Source organism: Amnibacterium sp. CER49 (genome assembly GCF_029846255.1).
GTDB lineage: Bacteria > Actinomycetota > Actinomycetes > Actinomycetales > Microbacteriaceae > Amnibacterium.
This window is the reverse complement of record NZ_JARVWQ010000001.1, coordinates 60779-81163: the sequence shown is the minus strand read 5'-3', so window position 1 is coordinate 81163 and position 20385 is coordinate 60779. Positions and strand designations below refer to the sequence as shown.

The 20385-nt window shown below is 72.8% G+C and carries 20 protein-coding genes, 1 tRNA gene and 1 pseudogene; 16 read left to right on the top strand and 6 right to left on the bottom strand.

The annotated features are described in order from the left end of the window. Positions 1 to 6 precede the first annotated feature (6 nt). Together QDR37_RS00355 and def are read right to left on the bottom strand one after the other, a co-directional pair. Positions 7 to 279 (bottom strand): GNAT family N-acetyltransferase, encoded by a 273-nt coding sequence (locus QDR37_RS00355; RefSeq protein WP_279711553.1) that lies wholly within the window; start codon positions 277 to 279, stop codon positions 7 to 9. Next, positions 279 to 845 (bottom strand): peptide deformylase, encoded by a 567-nt coding sequence (gene def / locus QDR37_RS00350; RefSeq protein ID WP_279711552.1) that lies wholly within the window; start codon positions 843 to 845, stop codon positions 279 to 281. The genes QDR37_RS00355 and def overlap by 1 nt, the downstream gene beginning before the upstream one ends. Before the next feature lie 81 nt (positions 846 to 926). On the opposite strand from def, the gene QDR37_RS00345 reads away from it, so the two are divergent. The 5 genes from QDR37_RS00345 to QDR37_RS00325 all read left to right on the top strand — a co-directional run bounded on the left by QDR37_RS00345 (position 927) and on the right by QDR37_RS00325 (position 5937). Further along, positions 927 to 1868 (top strand): DMT family transporter, encoded by a 942-nt coding sequence (locus QDR37_RS00345; RefSeq protein WP_279711551.1) that lies wholly within the window; start codon positions 927 to 929, stop codon positions 1866 to 1868. A 168-nt stretch (positions 1869 to 2036) separates the two neighbouring features. Then, entirely contained in the window at positions 2037 to 3269 is a 1233-nt protein-coding gene (locus tag QDR37_RS00340; protein WP_279711550.1) for a glycosyltransferase, read from the top strand. A 122-nt stretch (positions 3270 to 3391) separates the two neighbouring features. Then, positions 3392 to 4495, top strand: coding sequence for a glycoside hydrolase family 3 N-terminal domain-containing protein (locus tag QDR37_RS00335; protein ID WP_279711549.1), 1104 nt, complete (start codon positions 3392 to 3394; stop codon positions 4493 to 4495). Positions 4496 to 4549: 54 nt separating this feature from the next. Further along, positions 4550 to 5164 carry a hypothetical protein gene (locus tag QDR37_RS00330; RefSeq protein WP_279711548.1) on the top strand — a complete coding sequence of 205 codons (615 nt, stop codon included), beginning with the start codon at positions 4550 to 4552 and terminating at the stop codon, positions 5162 to 5164. After that, positions 5164 to 5937, top strand: coding sequence for a PspA/IM30 family protein (locus QDR37_RS00325; RefSeq protein WP_279711547.1), 774 nt, complete (start codon positions 5164 to 5166; stop codon positions 5935 to 5937). Before QDR37_RS00330 ends, QDR37_RS00325 begins: the two co-directional genes overlap by 1 nt. Positions 5938 to 5943: 6 nt before the next feature. Here the strand turns inward: QDR37_RS00325 and QDR37_RS00320 are convergent, their stop codons facing one another. Beyond that, complete coding sequence (locus QDR37_RS00320; RefSeq protein ID WP_279711546.1) at positions 5944 to 6738, bottom strand: alpha/beta fold hydrolase; 795 nt, start codon at positions 6736 to 6738, stop codon at positions 5944 to 5946. 44 nt (positions 6739 to 6782) lie between these two features. On the opposite strand from QDR37_RS00320, the gene QDR37_RS00315 reads away from it, so the two are divergent. After that, positions 6783 to 6856 (top strand) — tRNA-Ile (locus QDR37_RS00315). On the opposite strand, the gene QDR37_RS00310 is transcribed toward QDR37_RS00315, so the two are convergent. Then, positions 6854 to 7066 (bottom strand): hypothetical protein, encoded by a 213-nt coding sequence (locus tag QDR37_RS00310; RefSeq protein WP_279711545.1) that lies wholly within the window; start codon positions 7064 to 7066, stop codon positions 6854 to 6856. The two genes, QDR37_RS00315 and QDR37_RS00310, sit on opposite strands and share 3 nt — an antisense overlap. A gap of 132 nt (positions 7067 to 7198) precedes the next feature. On the opposite strand from QDR37_RS00310, the gene QDR37_RS00305 reads away from it, so the two are divergent. Together QDR37_RS00305 and QDR37_RS00300 are read left to right on the top strand one after the other, a co-directional pair. Then, positions 7199 to 7789, top strand: a complete 591-nt coding sequence (locus QDR37_RS00305; protein WP_279711544.1) for a hypothetical protein — start codon at positions 7199 to 7201, stop codon at positions 7787 to 7789. A gap of 436 nt (positions 7790 to 8225) precedes the next feature. Beyond that, positions 8226 to 8369, top strand: a pseudogene (locus QDR37_RS00300) (DUF2510 domain-containing protein); the annotation flags it as partial. Positions 8370 to 8502: 133 nt separating this feature from the next. Here QDR37_RS00300 and QDR37_RS00295 read toward each other — a convergent pair. Further along, positions 8503 to 9432 carry a DUF5677 domain-containing protein gene (locus tag QDR37_RS00295; RefSeq protein ID WP_279711543.1) on the bottom strand — a complete coding sequence of 310 codons (930 nt, stop codon included), beginning with the start codon at positions 9430 to 9432 and terminating at the stop codon, positions 8503 to 8505. 662 nt (positions 9433 to 10094) lie between these two features. Between QDR37_RS00295 and QDR37_RS00290 the strand changes: the two genes are divergently transcribed. From QDR37_RS00290 to QDR37_RS00260, 7 genes are all read left to right on the top strand, one after another. Next, positions 10095 to 11003 (top strand): undecaprenyl-diphosphate phosphatase, encoded by a 909-nt coding sequence (locus QDR37_RS00290; RefSeq protein WP_279711542.1) that lies wholly within the window; start codon positions 10095 to 10097, stop codon positions 11001 to 11003. 199 nt (positions 11004 to 11202) lie between these two features. Continuing rightward, positions 11203 to 12405 (top strand): globin domain-containing protein, encoded by a 1203-nt coding sequence (locus QDR37_RS00285; RefSeq protein WP_279711541.1) that lies wholly within the window; start codon positions 11203 to 11205, stop codon positions 12403 to 12405. Continuing rightward, complete coding sequence (locus QDR37_RS00280; protein ID WP_279711540.1) at positions 12405 to 13598, top strand: globin domain-containing protein; 1194 nt, start codon at positions 12405 to 12407, stop codon at positions 13596 to 13598. The genes QDR37_RS00285 and QDR37_RS00280 overlap by 1 nt, the downstream gene beginning before the upstream one ends. Before the next feature lie 11 nt (positions 13599 to 13609). After that, positions 13610 to 14317, top strand: coding sequence for a hypothetical protein (locus QDR37_RS00275; protein ID WP_279711539.1), 708 nt, complete (start codon positions 13610 to 13612; stop codon positions 14315 to 14317). Between the two features lie 182 nt (positions 14318 to 14499). Then, positions 14500 to 15669: a hypothetical protein gene (locus tag QDR37_RS00270; RefSeq protein WP_279711538.1), complete on the top strand. Its 1170-nt coding sequence runs from the start codon at positions 14500 to 14502 to the stop codon at positions 15667 to 15669. 115 nt (positions 15670 to 15784) lie between these two features. Beyond that, a complete protein-coding gene (locus QDR37_RS00265) occupies positions 15785 to 16972 on the top strand; it encodes a M23 family metallopeptidase (RefSeq protein ID WP_279711537.1) in 1188 nt (395 codons plus the stop codon). 195 nt (positions 16973 to 17167) lie between these two features. After that, positions 17168 to 17377, top strand: a complete 210-nt coding sequence (locus QDR37_RS00260) for a hypothetical protein (RefSeq protein WP_279711536.1) — start codon at positions 17168 to 17170, stop codon at positions 17375 to 17377. A gap of 21 nt (positions 17378 to 17398) precedes the next feature. Here QDR37_RS00260 and QDR37_RS00255 read toward each other — a convergent pair whose 3' ends face one another. Continuing rightward, complete coding sequence (locus tag QDR37_RS00255; RefSeq protein ID WP_279711535.1) at positions 17399 to 18781, bottom strand: FtsW/RodA/SpoVE family cell cycle protein; 1383 nt, start codon at positions 18779 to 18781, stop codon at positions 17399 to 17401. 327 nt (positions 18782 to 19108) lie between these two features. Between QDR37_RS00255 and QDR37_RS00250 the strand changes: the two genes are divergently transcribed. Then, a complete protein-coding gene (locus tag QDR37_RS00250; RefSeq protein ID WP_279711534.1) occupies positions 19109 to 20359 on the top strand; it encodes an LCP family protein in 1251 nt (416 codons plus the stop codon). Positions 20360 to 20385: the final 26 nt, after the last annotated feature.

Here is a 20385-nt window from a genome sequence, read left to right as displayed (position 1 = left end):
GGCGGCTCAGGCGAGCAGCGCGGCGCGCTCCGGGTGCGCCTCGAACCAGTCGGCGACGTACCAGCACATCGGGCGGATGCGCTTGCCCTTCGCCTCCACCGCGTCGACGGCGTGGGCGACGATCAAGGCCGCGTAGCCGTTCCCGCGGAACGGCGGATTCGTGAAGGTGCGCGTCATCGAGACGACGCTGCCGTTGTCGGCGTAGTCGAGCACCGTGACGACCTGACCATCGATGCGTCCCACGTAGCGGGAGCGGTCGGCCTCGTGCTCGATGTCCATCACGCCTCCAGGTCGTCGACGCCCGGCAGCCAGGCGTTGCCCGGCTTGCCCCACCGGTTCGCTGCGATCGCCTTCCGCGCGCGGCGCGCGTGCAGGAAGTCGAGCCGGTCGACGTAGAGCGTGCCGTCGAGGTGGTCGTACTCGTGCTGCAGCACGCGCGCGAACCAGCCCGAAGCGCTCACCTCGACCGGCTGCTGGTCGAGGTCGACGGCCACCATGCGCGCGGCGGGGGAGCGGCGCAGCGCGAAGCGCTCGCCGGGCACCGAGAGGCACCCCTCCGACTCGGCGTCCTCGTCGGGCTCGCCGATCGGTGTCGGCGCGAGCCAGAGCTCCGGGTTGATGGCGACGCCCCGCTGCGGGCCGGCCGGGTCGTGCTCGTAGCTGTAGACGAACAGCCGCAGCGGCACCCCGACCTGGGGGGCGGCGAGCCCGACCCCGGGCGCCTTGTCCATCGTCTCGAACATGTCGGCGACGAGCGCCTTCAGCGACTCGTCGAACTCGGTCACCGGCTTCGCCGGGGTGTGGAGCACCGGATCCCCGGTGATCCGGATCGGCAGTACGGTCATCTCGGCCCTTCCGCGGCCCGTCCATCGGGGACTCCAGCGTATCGAGCGGCCCCGGGAGTCCTCCGTCTGTACAGTGCAGCCGTGCCGCCCTCGCTCGCCGTGCTCGCGCGCCTCCACCTCGAGGTGTCGCTGAACTCGGCTCAGGCGGTCGGCATCCCGATCGCCCTGGTCGGCGCGGTCTTCCTCAGCCTCGGTGCGCAGTTCCAGTCGCGGGGCGTGACGAAGGTCGAGGAGCGCTCCGGGGCGCAGGGCGACGGCCTCGGCTTCGGTGAGCTGCTCGCGCTGCTGCGCCGGCCGTCGTGGGTGCTCGGCACGGTGATGCTCGGCCTCGCGATCGTGCTGCAGCTGACGAGCCTCCGCTTCGCGCCGCTCATCGTCGTCCAGCCGCTCGGCGCGATCGCCCTCGTCGTGACCGCGATCCTGAACGCCCGCGTCACCCGCACGCCGCTCAACCCGCGGACGGTCCGGGCGATCGCGCTCTGCGTCGGCGGCGTGGCCGTCTTCGTCACCGTCGCCGCCTTCGTCGCGACCGACCTGCCGATCTCCGACGCCGACCTGCTCACCATCGTGCTCACGCTCGCGGTGGTGCTCGTCGTCCTCGGCTCCCTCTACGCGATCTTCCGCAAGCGGATGACGCCGATCGCGTACATCATCGGCGCGGGCGTGCTCTACGGATTCGTCGCGACGATCGCGAAGACCGTGATCAACCGCATCCTGCAGTCCCAGTTCGACCTGCTCACCGCGGTCTGCCTGCTCGGCCTGCTCGCCGCGGGCTTCGGCGGCCTCTACCTCGTGCAGACCGCCTACTCGGTCGGGCCGCCCGACCTCGTGATCGCCGGCCTCACCGTCGTCGACCCGATCGTCGCCGTCGGCATCGGCGTCGTCGTGCTGCACGAGGCCGCCGGGGCGCCGTGGTGGGCGCCGATCCTCTTCCTGCTGACCGGCGCGGTCGCCGTGTTCGGGGTGTTCCAGCTGGCCCGCTACCACCCGCAGCTGCAGTCCATCACCGAACCCGCCCCCTGAGGCGCGCCGCGGGGTCCTGCCGGGGCTCCCGGGGTTCTGCGCTACCGTCGAGGCGGCCCGAACCGCCCTCCGGACCCTCGGGGGGCTCGACCGTCGAGGGGATCCGCCATCAGCGACACCACGGACAGCGGTGCGCCCGCGGCGTCCGAACGCCCTCTCGTCGTGCTGATGGGTGGCGACACCTTCGCACCCGACGTGAACGGCGCGGCGAGCTTCACGATCCGCCTCGCGACCGGCCTGGCCGCCCGCGGCCACGACATGCACATCATCGCGCAGAGCCACGACGGCCGTGAGGGCGCGTTCCGCGAGGTGCACCTCGGGCAGACGCTCACGGTGCACCGGCTGAAGAGCATCCCGTGGCCGCTCCACGACTGGCTCCGGTTCGTCCACCCCTGGGCCATCCACGGGCACGCCCGCCGCATCATCCGGGAGATCCGGCCCGATGTGGCGCACGCGCAGTCGCACATGCTGATCGGGCGCGGGCTCATCACCGAGGCGTCCAAGGCGAAGACGCCCCTCGTGGTGACGAACCACTTCATGCCCGAGAACCTCATCGAGCACACGCCGCTGCCCAAGTTCGTCTGGCCCCTCGCGATCGCGGTCGCCTGGAAGGACGTCGCCCGGCTCTACCGCAAGGCGGCGTTCCTCACGACGCCGACGAAGCGCGCCGCCGCGTACCTCGAGTCGAAGACGGGTCTGCGCGGGGTGCACGCCATCTCGTGCGGCATCCGGATGAGCGACTACACGCCCGACTTCGAGCCGAAGCCCGACAACCGCATCGTGTTCTGCGGCCGCGTCACCGGCGAGAAGATGCTGCCCGACCTGCTCCGCGCGGTGGCGAAGCTGCCCGCCGACCTCGACGCGCAGCTCGACATCGTCGGCGACGGCGACCAGCGTCGCGCGCTCGAGCACATGGCGCAGCGACTCGGCATCCGCGAGCGGGTGCACTTCCCCGGCCGCGTGAGCGACGAGGAGCTGCGGCGCATCCTCACCCGCGCCACCGTGTTCGCGATGCCATCGACGGCCGAGCTGCAGTCCATCGCGACGATGGAGGGCATGGCGTCCGGCCTGCCGGTCGTCGCCGCCGACGCGATGGCGCTGCCGCACCTCGTGAGGGACGGCGAGAACGGCTACCTCTTCCCGCCGCGCGACGTCGACGGCCTCGCCGACCGCCTCGAGCGCGTGCTGCGCATGCCGCAGGAGGAGCGCCTCGTCATGCAGCAGGCGTCGCTGCGTCTGCTCGAGCCCCACGACATCGACACGACGATCACGTTCTTCGAGCGGCTGTACCGCGGCGAGGACGTCGCCGACCCCGTCACCGAGGTGCCGCCGCTCACCGAGAAGCTGCGCGACCAGTTCCGCTCGCTCGCGAAGCGGGCCCGGAGCGCGATCGCGGATTGAGCGCGCCCCGGGGTCGCCGACGCGCGCCCGCCGTCCTCCGGGTCGCGGCCGCCGGGCTCCTGCTGCTGCCGCTCGCGGCGTGCAGCGGACCGGCGCCGAGCCGCTCGACGCCCTCTGCGAGGGTGACCGCCACCCCGGCGCCGACCGTGCCCACCGCGACGGTCGCCCCGCCGGTGGCGACCCCGTCGCCCAGCGCGACGACGATCGCGGGCCGCGCCGCCGCGATCGTCGGCGGCATGACGGCGCGGCAGCAGGCGGGCACCGTGCTCATGACCGCCGGTACCGTCGACGAGCTGCCGGGTCTGGCCGGCGTCGTCCGGCGCTATGCGCTCGGCGGCGTCATGGTGCGCGGGCGCAGCACCGCGAGCGTCGCGACGGTCGGCAGCGCGGTGTCCGCCGCTCAGGCCGCCGCGCCCGCCGGGCTGCCGCTCCTCGTCGCCACCGACCAGGAGGGCGGCGAGGTGCAGGTGCTCCAGGGCGCCGACTTCGGCGCGATCCCGAGTGCGGTCACCCAAGGCACGTGGGGCGCGGGCCGGCTCACGGCGTCCGCCGCCACCTGGGGGAGCGCCCTCCGTCGCGCCGGCGTCGACCTGGACCTCGCCCCGGTCGCCGACACCCCGTGCCCCGGCATCACGAACCCGCCGGTGGCCGCGCTCGACCGCCAGTACAGCGACGACCCCGCTGCGGCCGCGACCTCCGTCGCCGCAGCGGTCCGGGGCTTCGCGCAGGGCGGCGTCGCCACCACGGTGAAGCATTTCCCGGGTCTCGGGTGCGTCACCGCGAACACCGACACCACGGCGCAGGTCGTCGACGACACGATCACGGAGACGAGCCCGCGGCTGCGGTCGTTCGAAGCGGGTATCGCCGCCGGCGCGGCCGCGGTGATGATCTCGAGCGCGACCTACACGAAGATCGACCCCGGTCGCCCGGCGGTGTTCTCGCCGGTCGTGATCGGCGACCTGCTCCGCACCCGGCTCGGCTTCTCCGGCGTCGTCATGACCGACGACGTGGGCGCGGCCGTCGCCCTGAAGGCCTGGTCGCCGGGGGAGCGGGCGGTGCGCTTCGTCGACGCCGGCGGCGACCTCGTCCTCGACATCGTGCCTGAGGACATGGGGCCGATGTCGGACGCGCTCACCGCGAAGGCGACCGCGGACCCGGGCTTCGCGACGAAGCTGCGCGCGGCGGCCCAGTCGGTCGTCGCGGCCCGTCTCCGGCTCGCGCAGTAGACGCATCGCCCCGAGCGGACCGGCGTACCCTGCCCGCATGGCTCGAGGGTCGCGATGATCGGCACGCTGATGGACGTCTCCGTCGGGACGGCCGTGCTCGACACGCTGCTGATCGGCGGCGCGAGCGCGACCGTCGTGGTCGGCGCCGCGGTGACCTCGGCCGTGGTCGCCCTGCGCCGGGTCCGGCGCAGCGCGTCGGTGACCGCCGCCTCGCTGCGGATGCGGATGATCCGCGAGACCGGGCCGCGCCGCGACGTCGTCCGGCTGCGGCTCGACCTGCTGCAGGCCGTCGAGGGCGGCCGCACCGCGATCGGCACGGCGGACACGCGCTCCGGCTTCCCCGGTGAGGCGCCCGCGCTCTTCAAGCGCATCCAGGCCGAGGCCCGCGTCGTCGACCAGCACCTGCGGGTGCTGCAGGACGAGGACGACCGCGACCGGCTCCGCGCCGCCCTGCCGGCGCTCCGGCAGCGGGTCGGCGAGCTCGTCGAGCTCGTGCGCGACCTGCGCGCCGCCGTCGCCGCCGGGCTGCAGGCCGCCTCCGACGGCGCGATGAGCGAGCTCCGTGCCGATGTGGCGCGCGAGGTCGCCGCGCTGCGCGCGGGCCAGGACCGGCTGCGCGACCCGAGCGGGCTGCCCACCCCGCCCACCTGGACCAAGGGAGCGATCTGATGAACCTCGGCACCCGCATGCGGAACCTGTTCCGCATCAAGGCGAACCGCGCGCTCGACCGGCTCGACGACCCGCGCGAGTCGCTCGACGACAGCTACGACCGCCAGCTCGACCTGCTCGCGCAGCTGCGCCGCGGTCTCGCCGAGGTCGCCACCGCGCGCAAGCGGCTCGAGCTGCAGGGCGAGGAGATCGGGGCCCGCTACGAGCGGCTCGGCGACCAGGCGCAGGAGGCGATGGATCAGGGCCGCGAGGACCTCGCCCGCATCGCCCTCGAGCGCCGGTCGGGTCTCGAGCAGGAGATCGTGCAGCTGCGCGGCCAGTTCGAGACGCTGTCGCAGCAGGAGGAGCGGCTCGTCGAGAACGAGCGGCGCATGTCGGCGCGGGTCGCCGCCTTCCGCACGCAGAAGGAGACGCTGAAGGCGACCTACACCGCCTCGGCCGCGCAGGTGAAGGCGAACGAGAGCGTCGCCGGCATCAGCGGTGACCTGAACGGCGTGGGGCGCGCGGTCGACCAGGCGAAGGACAAGGTGCGCCAGATGCAGGCGCGCGCCGCCGCCACCGACGACCTCATCGCCCGCGGTGTGGTGCAGGACCAGACGGCCACGCCCGACGAGGACCTCGACCACCAGCTCGCGAAGGGGCGGTCGTCGGCCGACATCGAGCGGCAGCTGCAGGCGATGCGCGAGCAGCGCCGCCGGGGCGCGGTCGGCGGCGGGTCCGGCTGGCTCAGCATCGGCCGGGCGCCCTCCGGCGACGAGCAGCCGACGGGCTGACGCCGCTCAGACGTCGAGGAACGCCGCGATCCGTTCCGGCCAGGCCCTCAGAGCGGCCGGGGTCCGGGCGACCTCGAGGGCCGCGTGCGGGAGCAGCTCGGCGAGCCGCTGCGCGGTCGAGACCGGGTGGCCCGGGTCGTCCGGCCACGGCAGCAGCAGCACCTCGTGCGGCAGGGCCGCGACCGCGTCCTCGGACGGGAAGTCGGTGCGCGCCGCACCTCGCAGCACGGTCGGCAGCAGGTCCTCCCGCACATCCGGCGGCGGCGTCGGCCACCAGCCGCCGGCCTCGAGGATCGGCAGCGGCGGCAGCGCCGCGCTGCCGTGGACGAAGGCGTCGAGCCCGCGCTCCTCGATGAACCGCGCTCCGGCCTCGTAGACCGCGCCCTGCGCAGCCCTGGTCGCCCACGCCGTCGGCGGGATCACGAGCACGAGCCGTCGGAACCGCTCGGGGCGCTCGGTCGCCGCCCAGAGGAGGGTGCCGACGCCCATGGAGACACCGAGCGCGTCGATGGGTCCGGTCGCGGCCACCTCGTCGAGCAGCGCGAACAGGTCCTGCGCAAGCGCATCCCAGCGGTAGTCGTCCGCCTCGAGCCGCCCGGTGGAGCGGCCGTGCGCGCGGGCGTCGTAGCGCAGCAGGCGCCGGTCGGGCGACGCGAGCGCCGACCAGCGGAACGGCCCCGCCTCCTCGACCGCACGGGAGGAGGTGAGCCCGTGCAGCGCGACGAGCATCCGGCCGCGGTCGCCGCCCTCGAGCGAGTAGGCGAGCCGGGCGCTGCCGAGGTCGAGGAACGAGTCGCTCACCGCGCCAGCCTAGGGAGACGGCGCTCCCGGCTAGGGTGAGCGGCGGGGCGGTAGCTCAGCCGGTTAGAGCAGCGGACTCATAATCCGTCGGTCACGGGTTCAAGTCCCGTCCGCCCTACTCGCGGAACCCCGCGCCGGGACGAGACTCAAGCATGTCGCGCCGGGCCTGCCGCCACAGGACCTCGCCACGCTGGCGCAAGAGGTGCCGCAGCTCCTCGCGGTCCTGCTGCGGCGTCTCGCCGAAGAAGTTCCGCACGGCGCGCTGGGCCGTCGAGGCGTCCGAGAACCCAACGAACTTGGCTACCTGCTCCCAGGTCGCGCCGGCCACGCGCAGGGCCCACGCGCGCTGTGCTCGCTGCGCGGCGTCGGCGCGCTGGCGCTGGTGGCCGTTGCCGGCCCTGGGGGCAGTTGGTGGGCATCGCTCATACGGTTTGTGTCCCACCCCGGCTAGCGTCGGCCTGTGAGCGACCCGCCCCCGCAGCTGTCTCGCGAGTTGCTCGAGCGGGGCGTCGGCCGCGTCTCGATAGCCGACGCGGAGCTCCACCTCGTCGTCCATCAGCTCTACCTGTCGCTGGTGCTGCCCGGAGGTTATGCGGCCTACGTGGCACCGGACGAGCTCGGCCGTTTGATCGAGGGCTGCCGAACCATGCTCGAGGTAGTCCGACTGTCCACGGAAGTCTGGGAGGCGGTGAAAAGCGCGCTGGCGTTTGCTGCCACAGCACATCGGCGGCGGAACTCGATTATCCACAACGCCTGGTGGCCGACCGAGGGCCAGGGCGGCTGGACCGGGATGATCGTTCCGTGGGCGAAGGCCGCGGTCGGCCGAGCTACCAACCCGGTCCTGCGTCCGGGCGACCTTGAGGCCGCGTGCGAGCAGCTCATCGATGCGAAGTACCGGATTCAGGCGGTGTGGTGGCTGTGGCTCGACACGTCTCCGGACGCGGGCGGATCTGGCCACCGCAGGCGACCGGAGAAGCACGAGGGTTGGCTTCGCATCATGCAGGGCCACTACAGGGAAGCGAACGGCTTCCTGATCATCGACCCCGAGTAGCGAGGCGGTCCCGATTTTCGCGATTTTCCGGCCGCACGCCGCGACGGGCAGCGTATGGGGACCGCCCGCTCGTGACCGAAAGCGGAGGGTAGGGGGGTGTGGGCGAGGCAACAGGGCGCTGCCCTCGCCGCCGACGCAGACCGCTCCGAGCAGCACTCCGAGAACGGAGACGACGACGACCGCACCACGCACTCTCCGGCTGTCCCAGCTCGGTCAGCCCGCCTGCTTCCTCTGCGGCCAGCGCTTCCCTTCCGCAGCTGAGCGCGACGAGCACGAGCGAATCGAGCGCGACGCCTTCCAGCAGGAGCAGCTAGGGGCAGCGGAGCTCATCGGCAACCACCTGCGAGGGCAGCAGCGCGAGCTGCTCGACCTCGAGGCCGCGCGCGACTAGAACCTCCGCGACAAGTAATCCACAGCGCCCCAACGCTCCTGTTTGATGCGGTACGCAGCCCCTACGCTCCGGACCATGACGACGAACGCGCCCGCCGCCAACCCCGGCTGGTACCCCGAGCCCGGCAACCCGGCGATGCTGCGCTACTGGAACGGCTCCGACTGGGAGGACTTCCGTCAGCCCGCCGTTGCCGCTCCGGTAGCACCCGCCGCGCGCAACAGCGCGGCCGTCGTCGCTCTGGTCTTCGGCATCATCGACGCCTGCCTCACGCTCACCGTCATCGGAATCTTCCTCGCACTGCCGGTGGCCCTGGTTGCGCTGATCAGTGGGTGGGTCGGCCTCGGCCGCGCGCAGCGGCTCGGCCGTCGTAAGACTGCTGCCTGGGGGTTCGTGCTGGGCGCTCTGCCTTGGCTTCTCGCTGGCCTCGGCCTGCTGATTCAGGCGGCGCATCCGCAGTAGTGCCGGCGCTGTCCTCGGCGAGTCGGATGGTGTCGCTGATGCCGAGTTGGCGCGCGAGCGTGCGGAGCTGACTCTGTGCGCGCGGCTTTGGCAGGATCGAGTCGAGTGCGGTCTCGGCGTGGACGACCATGCACAGCAGGATCCCGAGGCCGGCCGTCGTCCACGCCGGCGTTAGGCCCGGTCGCTCCCGGAACCCGAGTCCGAGCGGTGCGGCTGCAGACTGCTCGACCTGCTCGAGCCACTCGTCGGCCATGAGCGGCGAGGGATGCGACAGGCCGGACAGCACGCGGTAGTCGACGTGCAGCGCCGCTCCGCCGGCGAGCTCCTCCATCCGGAGACGGATCAGTCGGCCCGCATCCGTCTCGTCCGCCTTGAGCTCGGTCACGAGCTCGCGCGCTTCCGCAAGCGCCTCCTCGACGTCGACGAGGCGCAGCGCGGCCATGTCGTTGAGCGCCTTACGCCGGTCGACCGCGCCCGCGTAGAGAAAGCTGCGGGTCTGTTCGGGCGCGACGGATAGCCAGGCTGCGGTCATGGCGCATTCCATCGCGGTGCGCATGACCGGAACCGCCGCGAACGGCAGCCCGGCGGCGTAGAGCGCCAGCGCGCCACGGGCCATCTCCACCGTGTGCGCCGCGAAAGCGTAGACGAGCGCGAGGTTCACCGGCTCCGCCCGGTCCGCTGGTATCTCGAGCGCCCGACCCGTGATCTTCGGAAACAGGTCGATGACCCGGCGGAGCTGGTGGGTCAGCTCGGGAGCGGTGCGGAACACGGGGGCGGTTCGGTTGGCGCTCACGGTGCCCACGGTCACAGGGGCCACCGACACCGGACAGGAAGCGGACAGGGAACGGACCTACGCCGGTGCTGGCCTTGTCGAGACGTGTTGTGCTCCGAAAGGAGCCGCCCACCGGGGGAGCTGCAACACTGCCGAGCTGAAACAGGCCAATTCCGGCAGCCTCGGACCTCATAATCCGTCGGTCACGGGTTCAAGTCCCGTCCGCCCTACGGACGGTTTCGAATCGTCGCCGGGGACCGTCGCTCGCCCGCCAGCGCCGCGACCCACGCCTCGATGCGTTCGCTCGTCACAGCCGCGATGCGCGCCCGCCCGAGCCGGGGCGACGTGTACCGGCCGTAGCCCTGCCGGTAGGACGGCGCAGTGCGCGGCTCCACCCTGCAGCGACGGCCCGCTGCGCTCTCGTGTGGTTCGCCGCTCGCCATCCGTGCCGTCTCGCAACCACGCCGGGCGAGCGACGGCAGGCGTCCCCGAGCGGAGGCCGGCCACGATTTCGCGACATCCGTTCGCGCGGACCCGTTGCCACGGGCATGTCGCGTCGGCACAGCGCGGCGCCGGTTTCTACGATGCCAGTAGAAGTAGCGCCGCGTCGGCCGGTCTCTCCGATCAGGGCCGCTCCTTCGCCGCACGGTCCAGCTGAAAGGGCTCCCACCATGCACCACCACATGACCTACCTCGAAGCGATCGTCATGGGAGCCCTTCAAGGCGTCTCGGAGCTGTTCCCGGTCTCGAGCCTCGGGCACTCGGTGCTCATCCCTGCGCTCGTGGGAGGGCAGTGGGCGAAGGACTTGAGCGTGAGCGCCCCGGAGTCGCCGTACCTCGCGTTCATCGTGGGCCTGCACGTCGCCACTGCTCTGGCCCTCATCCTCTTCTTCTGGCGCGACTGGCTGCGGCTGATCGGTGGTCTGATCTCCTCGATCCGTCATCGGCGCATCGCGACCACCGCGGAGAAGATGATCTGGCTGCTGATCCTTGCGACGATCCCGGTCGGTATCGCGGGACTCCTCCTGGAGCACCTCTTCCGCACGGTGCTCGGCAAGCCGCTGCCCGCGGCCGCCTTCCTCGTGGTCAACGGGGTGATCCTCTTCGTCGGCGAGCGGCTCCGCCGCCGAGGCGCCCGTGCGGAGCGGGCGGTCGACGGGCTCGCCGTCGCCCCGGGCAACCCGGTCGAGGACGACATGGCCATCTCGCGTATCTCGATCCGCCGTGGCGTGCTCATCGGTGCGACCGAGATCCTCGCCCTGCTGCCCGGCATCAGCCGCTCCGGTGTCGTGATGGTCGCCGGAATGGCGGCCGGACTCACGCACCGCGAAGCCGCCCGGTTCTCGTTCCTGCTTGCGACCCCGGTGATCCTTGCCGCCGGCGTGCTCAAGGTCCCGGACCTGCTCGGCCCGCTCGGGGCAGGGATCCGCGGGCAGATGCTCGCCGGAAGCGTCGCCTCCTTCATCGGCGCGCTGCTCGCCGTCGCCTTCCTCGACCGGTACTTCCGGACCAAGACCCTGTTGCCGTTCGCCGTCTACTGCGTGGTCGCGGGTGTCCTGGCCCTCGTGGTGTTGCTTCTCCGACCCGCGTGAGGCTGTCGGTCGGCGCCGGCCGAGGCGCGCGAACGGTGTCGCCCATCGTTCGTTTGCTCCCGCGTCTCCCGCACCGTTAGGTTCTTTCCCAGCGTTCGGGGGTGTCTGCGCCGCAGGCTGGATGCGCTGAGGCGCTGCGCACCGCTGTCGGGGAAGCACCCGGAGGCGCACGCGCTCGGATGCGAAGGGGGTTTCGGCGATGCTGTCGGATGCTGCACTGCCTGTGGTCCAGGCGACGCTTCCCGTGGTCGGGGAGAACATCGAGGAGATCGCGACCCGGTTCTACCGGCACCTGTTCGAGCAGCACCCGGAGCTGATCGACGGCGTCTTCAACCGCGGCAACCAGGCCGACGGTCGCCAGCAGCAGGCGCTGGCCGGCTCGGTGGCCGCGTTCGCGGGCTACCTCGTGTCGAACCCCACGAACCTGCCGGATCACCTCCTGTCGCGGATCTCGCACAAGCACGCCTCGCTCGGCGTGCAGCCGGATCACTACGAGGTCGTCGCGGAGAACCTGATGTGGGCGATCGGCGACGTGCTGGGCGACGCCGTCACGCCGCAGGTCGCGGGCGCGTGGGGCGAGGTCTACTGGCTGATGGCGAACATGCTCATCAACCAGGAGCGCGGACTCTACGGCGCGGTCGGGCTGACCCCCGAGACCGTCTACAGCCGGTGGCGCGTCACCGAGCGGACCCAGGAGACGGCGGACACCGTGACGTTCGTCGTCGAGCCGCTCGACCACCACGACGTCAAGCCGTCGCTGCCGGGCCAGTACGTGACGGTCCGGCTGCGCATGCCCGACGGCGTCCTGCAGCCCCGGCAGTACAGCCTCACGCGGGCCGACGACGGCGAGCACCGGGTCTTCGCGGTGAAGCGTGTCCGCACGCCGGGCAAGCCCGACGGCGAGGTGTCGAACCTGCTCCTCGACCAGGTGCAGGTCGGTGACGAGCTCGAGCTGTCGGCCCCCTTCGGCGACGTCGTGCTCGAGTACACCGATCGCCCGCTCGTGCTCGCGAGCGCCGGCATCGGCATCACCCCGATGGCCGGGATGCTCTCGCACCTCGTGGGCAGCGGCACCCGGCGTCAGGTCCTGTTCCTCCACGCGGACGACTCCGCCGACACCTACGCGCTGCGCGAGCAGGTGTTCGCCGACCTCGAGCGGCTCCCGAACGCCACCGCGGCGACGTGGCTGCTCGACACCGCCGGCGCGGACGGCCTCGACGCGGAGCAGGGCTTCATGGATCTGCGCGACCGGGAGCTGCCCGCCGACGCCCAGTACTACCTGTGCGGTCCGCTGCCGTTCATGCAGTCCGTCCGCTCCCAGCTCATCGAGCGGGGCGTGCCGGCGCGGGACATCCAGTACGAGGTGTTCGGGCCGGACCTCTGGCTCGCCGACTACGCCTGATGGACACCGCTGAGCTGAAGCGGACGTGGGCGCTCGCCCAGAGCCTCGGTGACGAGGTGCCGCTCTACTTCTACTCCCACCTGTTCCTGTCCCACCCCGAGCTGCGGGCGATGTTCCCGATCTCGATGGCCACCCAGCGGGATCGGCTCGTGGGTGCGCTCGGGCGCATCGTGTCGAACGTCGACCAGCTCGACGAGGTGACCGCCTTCATCCAGCAGCTGGGCCGCGACCACCGGCGGTTCGAGGTGATCGCGGCACACTACAACCACGTGGGAGCCTCGCTGCTCGCGACCCTCAAGCACTTCCTCGGCGAGCAGTGGACGCCCGAGCTCGCGTCGGACTGGGCGGACGCCTACGGAGTCATCGCCACCGTGATGGTGCAGGCGGCCGAGGCCTCCGAGGAGTCGAGCCCGTCGTCCTGGGCCGCCGAGGTGACGGCGGTGGAGCGACGCGGCCTGGACGTCTCGGTGATCCAGGTCCGCCCCGAGCCTCACCTGCCGTTCGCGCCCGGCCAGTCCGTGGCGATGGAGATCCCCGCGCGCCCACGGCTCTGGCGCTACTACAGCCCCGCCAACGCGCCGCGGCCCGACGGCAGCCTCGAGCTCCACGTGCAGATGGTCCCGGGCGGCCAGGTGAGCAGCACGATCGTCCGCTCCCTCCAGGTCGGTGAGACCGTCCGGCTCGGCTCCGCCGTCGGTCAGGAGCTGACGCTCGACGAGACCGAGCGCCACCGCGACCTGATCATGGTCGCCGGCGGCACCGGCCTCGCCCCGCTGCGGGCCCACCTGGAGCGGATCGACCACGAGTGGCAGGCGACCGGACGGGCCCCTCGGGTCCAGCTGTTCCACGGCGCGCGGCTGCCCTGGGGCCTGTACGAGAACCGGCTGCTGAAGAACCTGGCGACCCGCCCCTGGTTCACCTACACGCCGGTGGTCTCGGACGACCGCAGCTATCCCGGTCGGAAGGGCTACGTCGGCGACGCCGCAGCCGACTCGGGCTCGCTGCGCGGGCTCCTCGCCCTCGTGTGCGGTTCACCCGAGATGGTGCGGCACACCGTCTCCCGCCTCCGTGCCGCAGGAATCGCGCACACGGACGTCCGCTTCGAGCAGTTCGCGACCCTCGACGAGGACAGCCACGCGGAGCACCATCACAGTCATGACGCGCAGCCGGCGGGGCTGCCGCGCAGCGAATAGGGGGATAACGCGTGATGCAGAACGGGATCGAGCTCGACAGCCCTGCTCCTGACACCGCGACGGGGCCGGAGAACGACCTCGCCGTCGCGGTGAGTCACCTGCCGGACGTGCACTCGATCGAGTTCACGAAGAACAGGAACGGGGCCTACGACCGGCTCGAGGTCGACCGGTTCATGAGCCAGCTCGCGCAGGCGATCGCCGAGGTGCGCGCCGCCACGCCGAGCACCCGCCAGGAGCTCGCGACGCTGCGGGCCGAGAACGCGAGGCTGCGTGGCGCGTCGGGCGCCGACTTCGAGCAGGAGATCACGACGGGGGCCGTGTCGCTGCTCACCCAGGCGCAGCTGATCGCCGACAAGGCGATCGCCGACGCGGAGCAGTACGCGCGCGACCTGGTGCTCACCGCGCGCACCCAGTACCGCGAGATCCTGGACCGCGCGGAGGCGAGCGCCAGCGAGGCGGCGGCGACCGCCGGCGCCCAGCAGCAGCTGCACGGGCCGGCCGTCCCCGAGATCGAGTACGTCCGCACCTACGCCCACGTCGCGCAGATCCAGCTGCGCTCGGTCCTCGAAGCGCTCACCGAGCAGGTCGACCGTCTCGGCACCCTGCCGCAGCCCGCGCAGCAGCCCCAGGCCGCGACGCGGCGGGACGCCGACGAGGGGCCCACGGGGGAGCCCGACTGGGCGCCGACGAGCTCCGTGCCGGTCGCCCACCAGGGCTGAGGACCCTGCGCGACCCCGGTGAGCAGCGCCTGCAGCGCGCTGCACCGGCCGTTGTCCCCTAGCGGGGCCGGCGACGGAGTGGGACCATCCGGCCCTCCTTCGAATCGGGGTGCAGAATGGCCCGCTCCGGCGCGCGTCGACCCGGTCGCCGGCCCGGGACGGCCGCGCTCCGGCTCCTCGGGGTGCTGCTGCTGATCGCCGTCGCCGTGCTGTTCGCCGCACCCGCCGCCGCCGTCGACTACGGCCACGACGTGTCCTGGCCGCAGTGCCAGGGCGGTCTCCCGATGCCGCCGGCGACCACCGCGTTCGTGGTCGTGGGGCTGACCCACGGGCTCGCCTTCACAGAGAACCCCTGCCTCGGCGAGCAGATGCGGTGGGTGCGCGATCACCGCGTCCGGGCGCAGGCGTACCTGGTGGCCACGTTCCCCACGCCGGCGCAGTACGACACCTACGGCACAGGCGGTCCCTGGCCCTCCAGCACCCGGGCCGACCGGCTCCGGAACGTCGGGTACGCCGAGGGGCGCGCCGCGCTCGGGTCCCTGAACGGCGTCCGCTGGCATCCGGAGCGCGTGTGGGTCGACGTCGAGCCCCGCCCCCGACAGCCGTGGCCGACCTCGACAGCGACGCAGCGGCAGGAGAACCGGTTCGTCATCGCCGGGATCCTGGTCGCGCTGACCGACGCGGGGCTCCGCTCCGGCGTCTACTCCTACCCGAACGGCTGGCGGGACATCACCGGCTCGTGGTCGCTCCCGTCCGTGCCCGTGTGGTCGGCGGCGGGGCGTCTCGACTTCGCCAGCGAGGCGTCCGACCTCTGCGTGCAGCGCGGCTTCTCCGGCGGCACCGTCCAGCTCGCGCAGTGGACCGACGGCACCTACGACCACGACATGACGTGCAGCGACGTGTACCAGGCCCACGTCGCGACGATCGGCTGGCTGCCGAGCGTCACGGACGGCGCGACCGGAGGGACGACCGGCCGCTCGCTCTCGCTGGAGGCGCTCCGGCTGTCGGTGGCGGGCAGCCGGTGGTCGGGCGACCTCCTGTGGCGCGGCCACGTGCAGCGGATCGGGTGGCAGCCGTGGGCGACGTCGGCGTCGCCGATCGGCACGACGGGGCGCGGTCTGCGCCTCGAGGCGTTCGAGCTGCGCCTCACGGGGACCCTGGCCGCGCACTACCGCGTCCGCTACCGCGCCCATGTGCAAGGCGTCGGCTGGCAGCCCTGGCGCATCGACGGGGCCGTGGCCGGCACCGTGGGGAGGGGGCTCCGCATGGAGGCCGTCCGGATCGAGCTGGTTCCGAACGTCGCTCCGGCATCGACCGCGACGGACGCAGCACACCTGCAGCCTCTCGCCTGACCGCCGCGGCCCCGCGCGCCTCCGCGCCGCTCCGTCGGACCGGCTTAACGTAGGAGGGATCCTGCTCGGGGAAGGACGACCGCTGCTTCCGCTCGCTGCGCGCCGCCTCCCGCTGGTGCTCCTGGCCGTGTGGGTCGTCGCCGCCCTGCTGGTCGCCGTCTCCCTGCCCGCTCAGGCGGCTCGCGCCGAGTCCTATCCGAGCTGGTCCGACGTCGAGCGCGCTTGTTCCAGCGAGCAGGCGAAGCTGCGCGAGATCGCCCGTCTCGAGAAGGCCCTCGCGTCGCTCCGGAGCCGCGCCGCAGGCGCACGCCGCGAGGCGAACCGGCGCGCGGCCGAGTACGAGCGTGCGCAGGAGGCGCTCACCGCGTCGACCTACCGTGCCTGGCAGCTCGACCGGCAGGCCGCGGCGAGCCGGGCTCGCGCCGCCCGCTCGACGGCCCGCGCCGGCCGGATGGCCGCGGGGATCGCCCGCTCGAGCAGCACGAGCCTCACCGCGCGGCTCCTGCTCGACGACCAGGGGACCGGGCTGCTGAGCCGTCTCGAGATGCTGCAGCAGCTCGCGAAGGCCTCCGACGCCATCGCCAGCACCGCGCGGCGCGACCGCGACACGGCGGCAGCGGTCGCCGGGCAGGCCCGGACGGTGCGCGCAGCCCTTGCCGGACTGGCCGCGGCGGCGCAGCGGACGTTCGCCGGCGCCCGCGACGCTCAGCAGCGCGCCGACGAGGACCTCGCGGCGCAGCAGGCGAACGAGGCCACGATGCAGGCGCAGCTCGCGGTCCTCCGCGAGAACCGCCGGGCGACGCAGGCCGACTACGACAAGGGCGTGGCGGCGCGCAGAGCGGCCGCGGCCGCGGCCCGTGCCGCAGCAGCAGGCGCGTCCGCCGCGGTGGGCGCGTCCGGTTGGGCCCTGCCGGTGAGCGGCTGGATCAGCGACCCCTACGGGCCGCGCCCGAACGCGCCGGTCGAGGGGGTGCGCCCGTTCCACGCCGGCACCGACCTCGCCGCCGCCTGCGGGACGCCGGTGCACGCCGCATCCGCGGGCACCGTGAGCTACGCGGGCTGGCTCGGCACCTACGGCAACTTCGTGCTCATCGACCACGGCGGCGGGATCCAGACGGCCTACGGGCACAACGCGAGCATCGCCGTCGGCATCGGGACGCGGGTCGCCGCGGGCGAGGTCATCTCGCAGCTCGGCAGCACGGGCGCGTCCACCGGATGCCACCTGCACTTCGAGGTCCGGGAGGGCGGCTCCGGCATCGACCCCGTCCCCTTCATGCGGGCCCGCGGCGTCACGCTCGGCTGAGCCGGCCCGCTCACGAGGCGGGTGCGACGCGAGACGGGCGTGGTTCCCCGTTCGCCCGCGTCGCGACTCCGCACTCCCCGTGGCGCGACCCGGGCTGGAGCTCGGCGCTGTCGAGCCGCGAGCCCGAGCGCATCGGTGGAGGCACTGGTGCGGGACTCGCAGCCCGCGGCGACCTCCCGGAGTCAGAATCCATCCGTGACGGACGAGGAGCAGGTCGATCGGCCCGTGTGGGACCTGCACGTGCTCGCCCTCGCCCTCGAGGCGCTCGAGCAGGACCTCGAGCGCACGACGGACCCGTCGGAGCACCGCGAGCTCACCGAGCAGATCCGGCTGCTGACCGCCCGGATCGACCGTCTGATCGGCGTCGCGACGCCGGGTGACGGGGGCATCGGGCGCCGGCGCTGATCGCTCCGGGCCGAAGCGCGGTCAGATCGTCGTCCGAGGTGCGCTGCGCACGGTGTCGGAGATGCGCAGCAGCAGCGCGGCGAGCATCCAGTTCGCGAGCAGCGACGACCCGCCCGCTGCGAGGAACGGTGTGGTGAGGCCCGCCTCGGGCATCACCCGGAGGACGCCGCCGATGACGACGAAGCACTGCAGCGCGAACTCGAAGGCGAGACCGGCCGCGAGCAGCGTGCCGTAGTCGTCGGGGGCGGAGAACGCGACGCGGAGGCCGCGCGCGACGAAGAGGAGGTAGAGGCAGAGCAGGGCGAACAGGCCGACGAGGCCGATCTCCTCACCGATGGACGCGACGATGAAGTCGCTGTCGGCGGCGGGAGTGAGGTCCGGTCTGCCGAGGCCGAGCCCGGTGCCGAACAGGCCCCCGTGCGCGAGGCCGAAGATGCCGTTCACCAGCTGGAAGCTGCCGCCGGGCTGGTTGTAGAGATCGCCGTCGAAGGCGCTCAGCCAGTTCACGAACCGGCCGTCGATGTAGGGCAGCAGCTGCGCGGAGGCCCACCCTCCGGCGGCGGCGAGCAGCAGGCCGAAGAGCGGCCAGCTGCGACGGCCGGTGGCGACGTAGAGCATCGCGACGAACATGCCGAAGATGAGCACCCCGGTACCGAGGGCGTGCTCGCCGACGATCACGAGCAGCGCGACGATCCACACCACGAGGATCGGCCCGAGATCGCGGCCGCGCGGGAGCCGGTGGCCGAGCACCCGCCTCCCCACCGTGGCGAGCGCATCCCGTCTCGTGGTGAGGAAGCCGGTGAAGAAGAAGGCGAGGAAGAGCTTGCCGAGCTCCGCAGGCTGGAAGCTGAGCGGGCCGACGTGGATCCAGACGTCGGCGCCGGCGTTCGCGACGCGGAGGCCGGGCACGAGCGGCAGCAGCAGGAGGACGACGGCCGCGACCATGCTCAGGTAGGTGTACCGCTGCAGTCGCCGGTGGTTCCTCACGACGAGCAGCACCACGATCGCTGCAGCCACCGCGAGGGCGGTCCAGACGATCTGCTTGGTGCCGTCGTCCGTGTGGTTCGCGATGCCCGTGGGGGAGAGGTCGATGCGGTAGACCTCCGCGATCCCCACCCCGTTCAGGGCCGTGGCGATCGGCACGATGAACGGATCCGCGTCGGGGGCGACGAAGCGCAGGACGACGTGCAGCGCGAGCACGGCGGCCGCCGGGACGGCGGTGAGCGCGGCGATCCGTGAGTCGATCCGGCCGAGCGCGCCGAGCTGCACGAGCAGGATCGCCGAGGCCGAGACGCCGACGGCGAGCAGCAGCAGACCGAGCTCGATGTTCCGAAGCCGAGTCGATCGCCGCAGCCGCGGGGCCGCGGTGGGAGCCGGACGCTCCAGCACGGTCGTCATCGCCATCGGCTCTCCTTCGCTCAGGACGGGAGAAGCCAATCGGGAGAGACGGTCAGGTGACGCTGAGGGTGCGGCGTCGAGGGGCGGCCGGCGGTCGTGGTGGAGAGCCCGGGAGTCGAACCCGGCTGGGCCGCCCAACAGCGACGCTCCCCACATGGCACGTTATCCGTGCTCCCCGCCGCGCGCGAGGTGAGGAGCGCGCCCGGGCGTGTCCGATCGGTGTCGCCCGCGGTGACCGCGGCGCGCCCGGGGGATGCTCACCGCGGTCTGAGCGCCGCTTCCATACCGTCTGCACGACAGGGCCGCAGCAGCGCGGAGGCGAGGTGGGTGCGCATGGGACGGAGGCTCGACGCGCCGGTGCTCGCTGGGGAGCGACATCGTGCGCGATCCCGCCGCGACGACCTCCGGGTCCCGCTCGCAGCGCTGCGCATCGCGGGCGTCGTGGTGATCGTGCTCGCCATCAGCGCGGCGTCCATCGCCGGCATCACCGCGTGGCGGCTCTCGCACGAGCTGGCGTCCCGGGCCGTCGACCTCGGCGGGCGTGCGGCCCCCGCAGCGCTCTCCGGCGGGTTCGACGTCCTGATCGTCGGCGTCGACAACGCACCCGGCCAGTCCTCCTGGGGTGCCGCGCGGCAGGCCACGATGAACGACGTCGACATCGTCGTGCACATCGCCGCCGACCATCGCAGCGGCGTCGTGCTGAGCATCCCGCGCGATCTCGTCATCGATCAGCCGGCCTGCCCCGATCCGCGGTCGAAGCAGGTCGCGGCAGCGGTGCAGCAGATGCCGTTGAACACGGCGTTCTCGCGCGGCGGCCTCGGCTGCGTGGCGCGCACCGTCGCGCACCTGACCGGGTTGACGATCCCGTACGCCGCCCAGTTCAGCTTCCAGGGAACGGTCGCCATGGCGGACGCCGTCGGCGGCGTGCCCGTCTGCGTCGACCACGCGATCCACGACCCGTACTCGGGGCTCGACCTGCCCGCCGGTCGCTCGGTGATCACGGGCCGAACCGCGCTCGCCTACCTGCGGAACCGTCACGGCGTCGGCGACGGCAGCGACCTCGCGCGCATCTCGTCGCAGCAGGCGTACATGTCGGCGCTCATGCGCAAGATGACGAGCAGCAGCACGCTGACGAGCCCCCAGCGGCTCTACGCGCTCGCCTCCACCGCCGCGACCGCGGTCACCCTGTCCACGTCGATGGCGCGCATCGACACGCTCGTGTCGATGCTGCTCGCGGTGAAGGGCATCCCGACCTCGCAGATGGTCTTCGTGCAGTTCCCGACCGAGCCGGACCCGGCGAACCCGAACAAGGTCGTCCCCGCCGCGGCGCTGGCGTCGGCCCTGCTGCACCGCGTGCAGACCGATCAGCCGGTCCGGCTGGCGGCGTCCACCCGCGGGTACAGCACGACGGTCAAGGCGCCGCGAAGCACCCCGTCCGCCGCGCCCCGGAGCACGCAGGGCTCCAGCGCCGCCCCCTCGGGCCCCGCCCCGACGGCGAGCCCGAAGCGGGCGGGCTCCGCGCTGTCGGGCCTCAACGGACAGACGGCGGCGCAGCAGACCTGCTCGCGTTCGAGCAGCGGCTGAGGCGGACCACGGGATGCAGCCGGGTG

Bases quoted from the DNA above. Each gene is read 5' to 3' on its own strand.
- QDR37_RS00355 (WP_279711553.1), bottom strand. From the start codon at position 279: ATGGACATCGAGCACGAGGCCGACCGCTCCCGCTACGTGGGACGCATC.
- def (WP_279711552.1), bottom strand. From the start codon at position 845: ATGACCGTACTGCCGATCCGGATCACCGGGGATCCGGTGCTCCACACC.
- QDR37_RS00340 (WP_279711550.1), top strand. From the start codon at position 2,037: ATGGGTGGCGACACCTTCGCACCCGACGTGAACGGCGCGGCGAGCTTC.
- QDR37_RS00330 (WP_279711548.1), top strand. From the start codon at position 4,550: ATGATCGGCACGCTGATGGACGTCTCCGTCGGGACGGCCGTGCTCGAC.
- QDR37_RS00325 (WP_279711547.1), top strand. From the start codon at position 5,164: ATGAACCTCGGCACCCGCATGCGGAACCTGTTCCGCATCAAGGCGAAC.
- QDR37_RS00290 (WP_279711542.1), top strand. From the start codon at position 10,095: ATGACCTACCTCGAAGCGATCGTCATGGGAGCCCTTCAAGGCGTCTCG.
- QDR37_RS00285 (WP_279711541.1), top strand. From the start codon at position 11,203: ATGCTGTCGGATGCTGCACTGCCTGTGGTCCAGGCGACGCTTCCCGTG.
- QDR37_RS00280 (WP_279711540.1), top strand. From the start codon at position 12,405: ATGGACACCGCTGAGCTGAAGCGGACGTGGGCGCTCGCCCAGAGCCTC.
- QDR37_RS00255 (WP_279711535.1), bottom strand. From the start codon at position 18,781: ATGGCGATGACGACCGTGCTGGAGCGTCCGGCTCCCACCGCGGCCCCG.
- QDR37_RS00250 (WP_279711534.1), top strand. From the start codon at position 19,109: ATGGGACGGAGGCTCGACGCGCCGGTGCTCGCTGGGGAGCGACATCGT.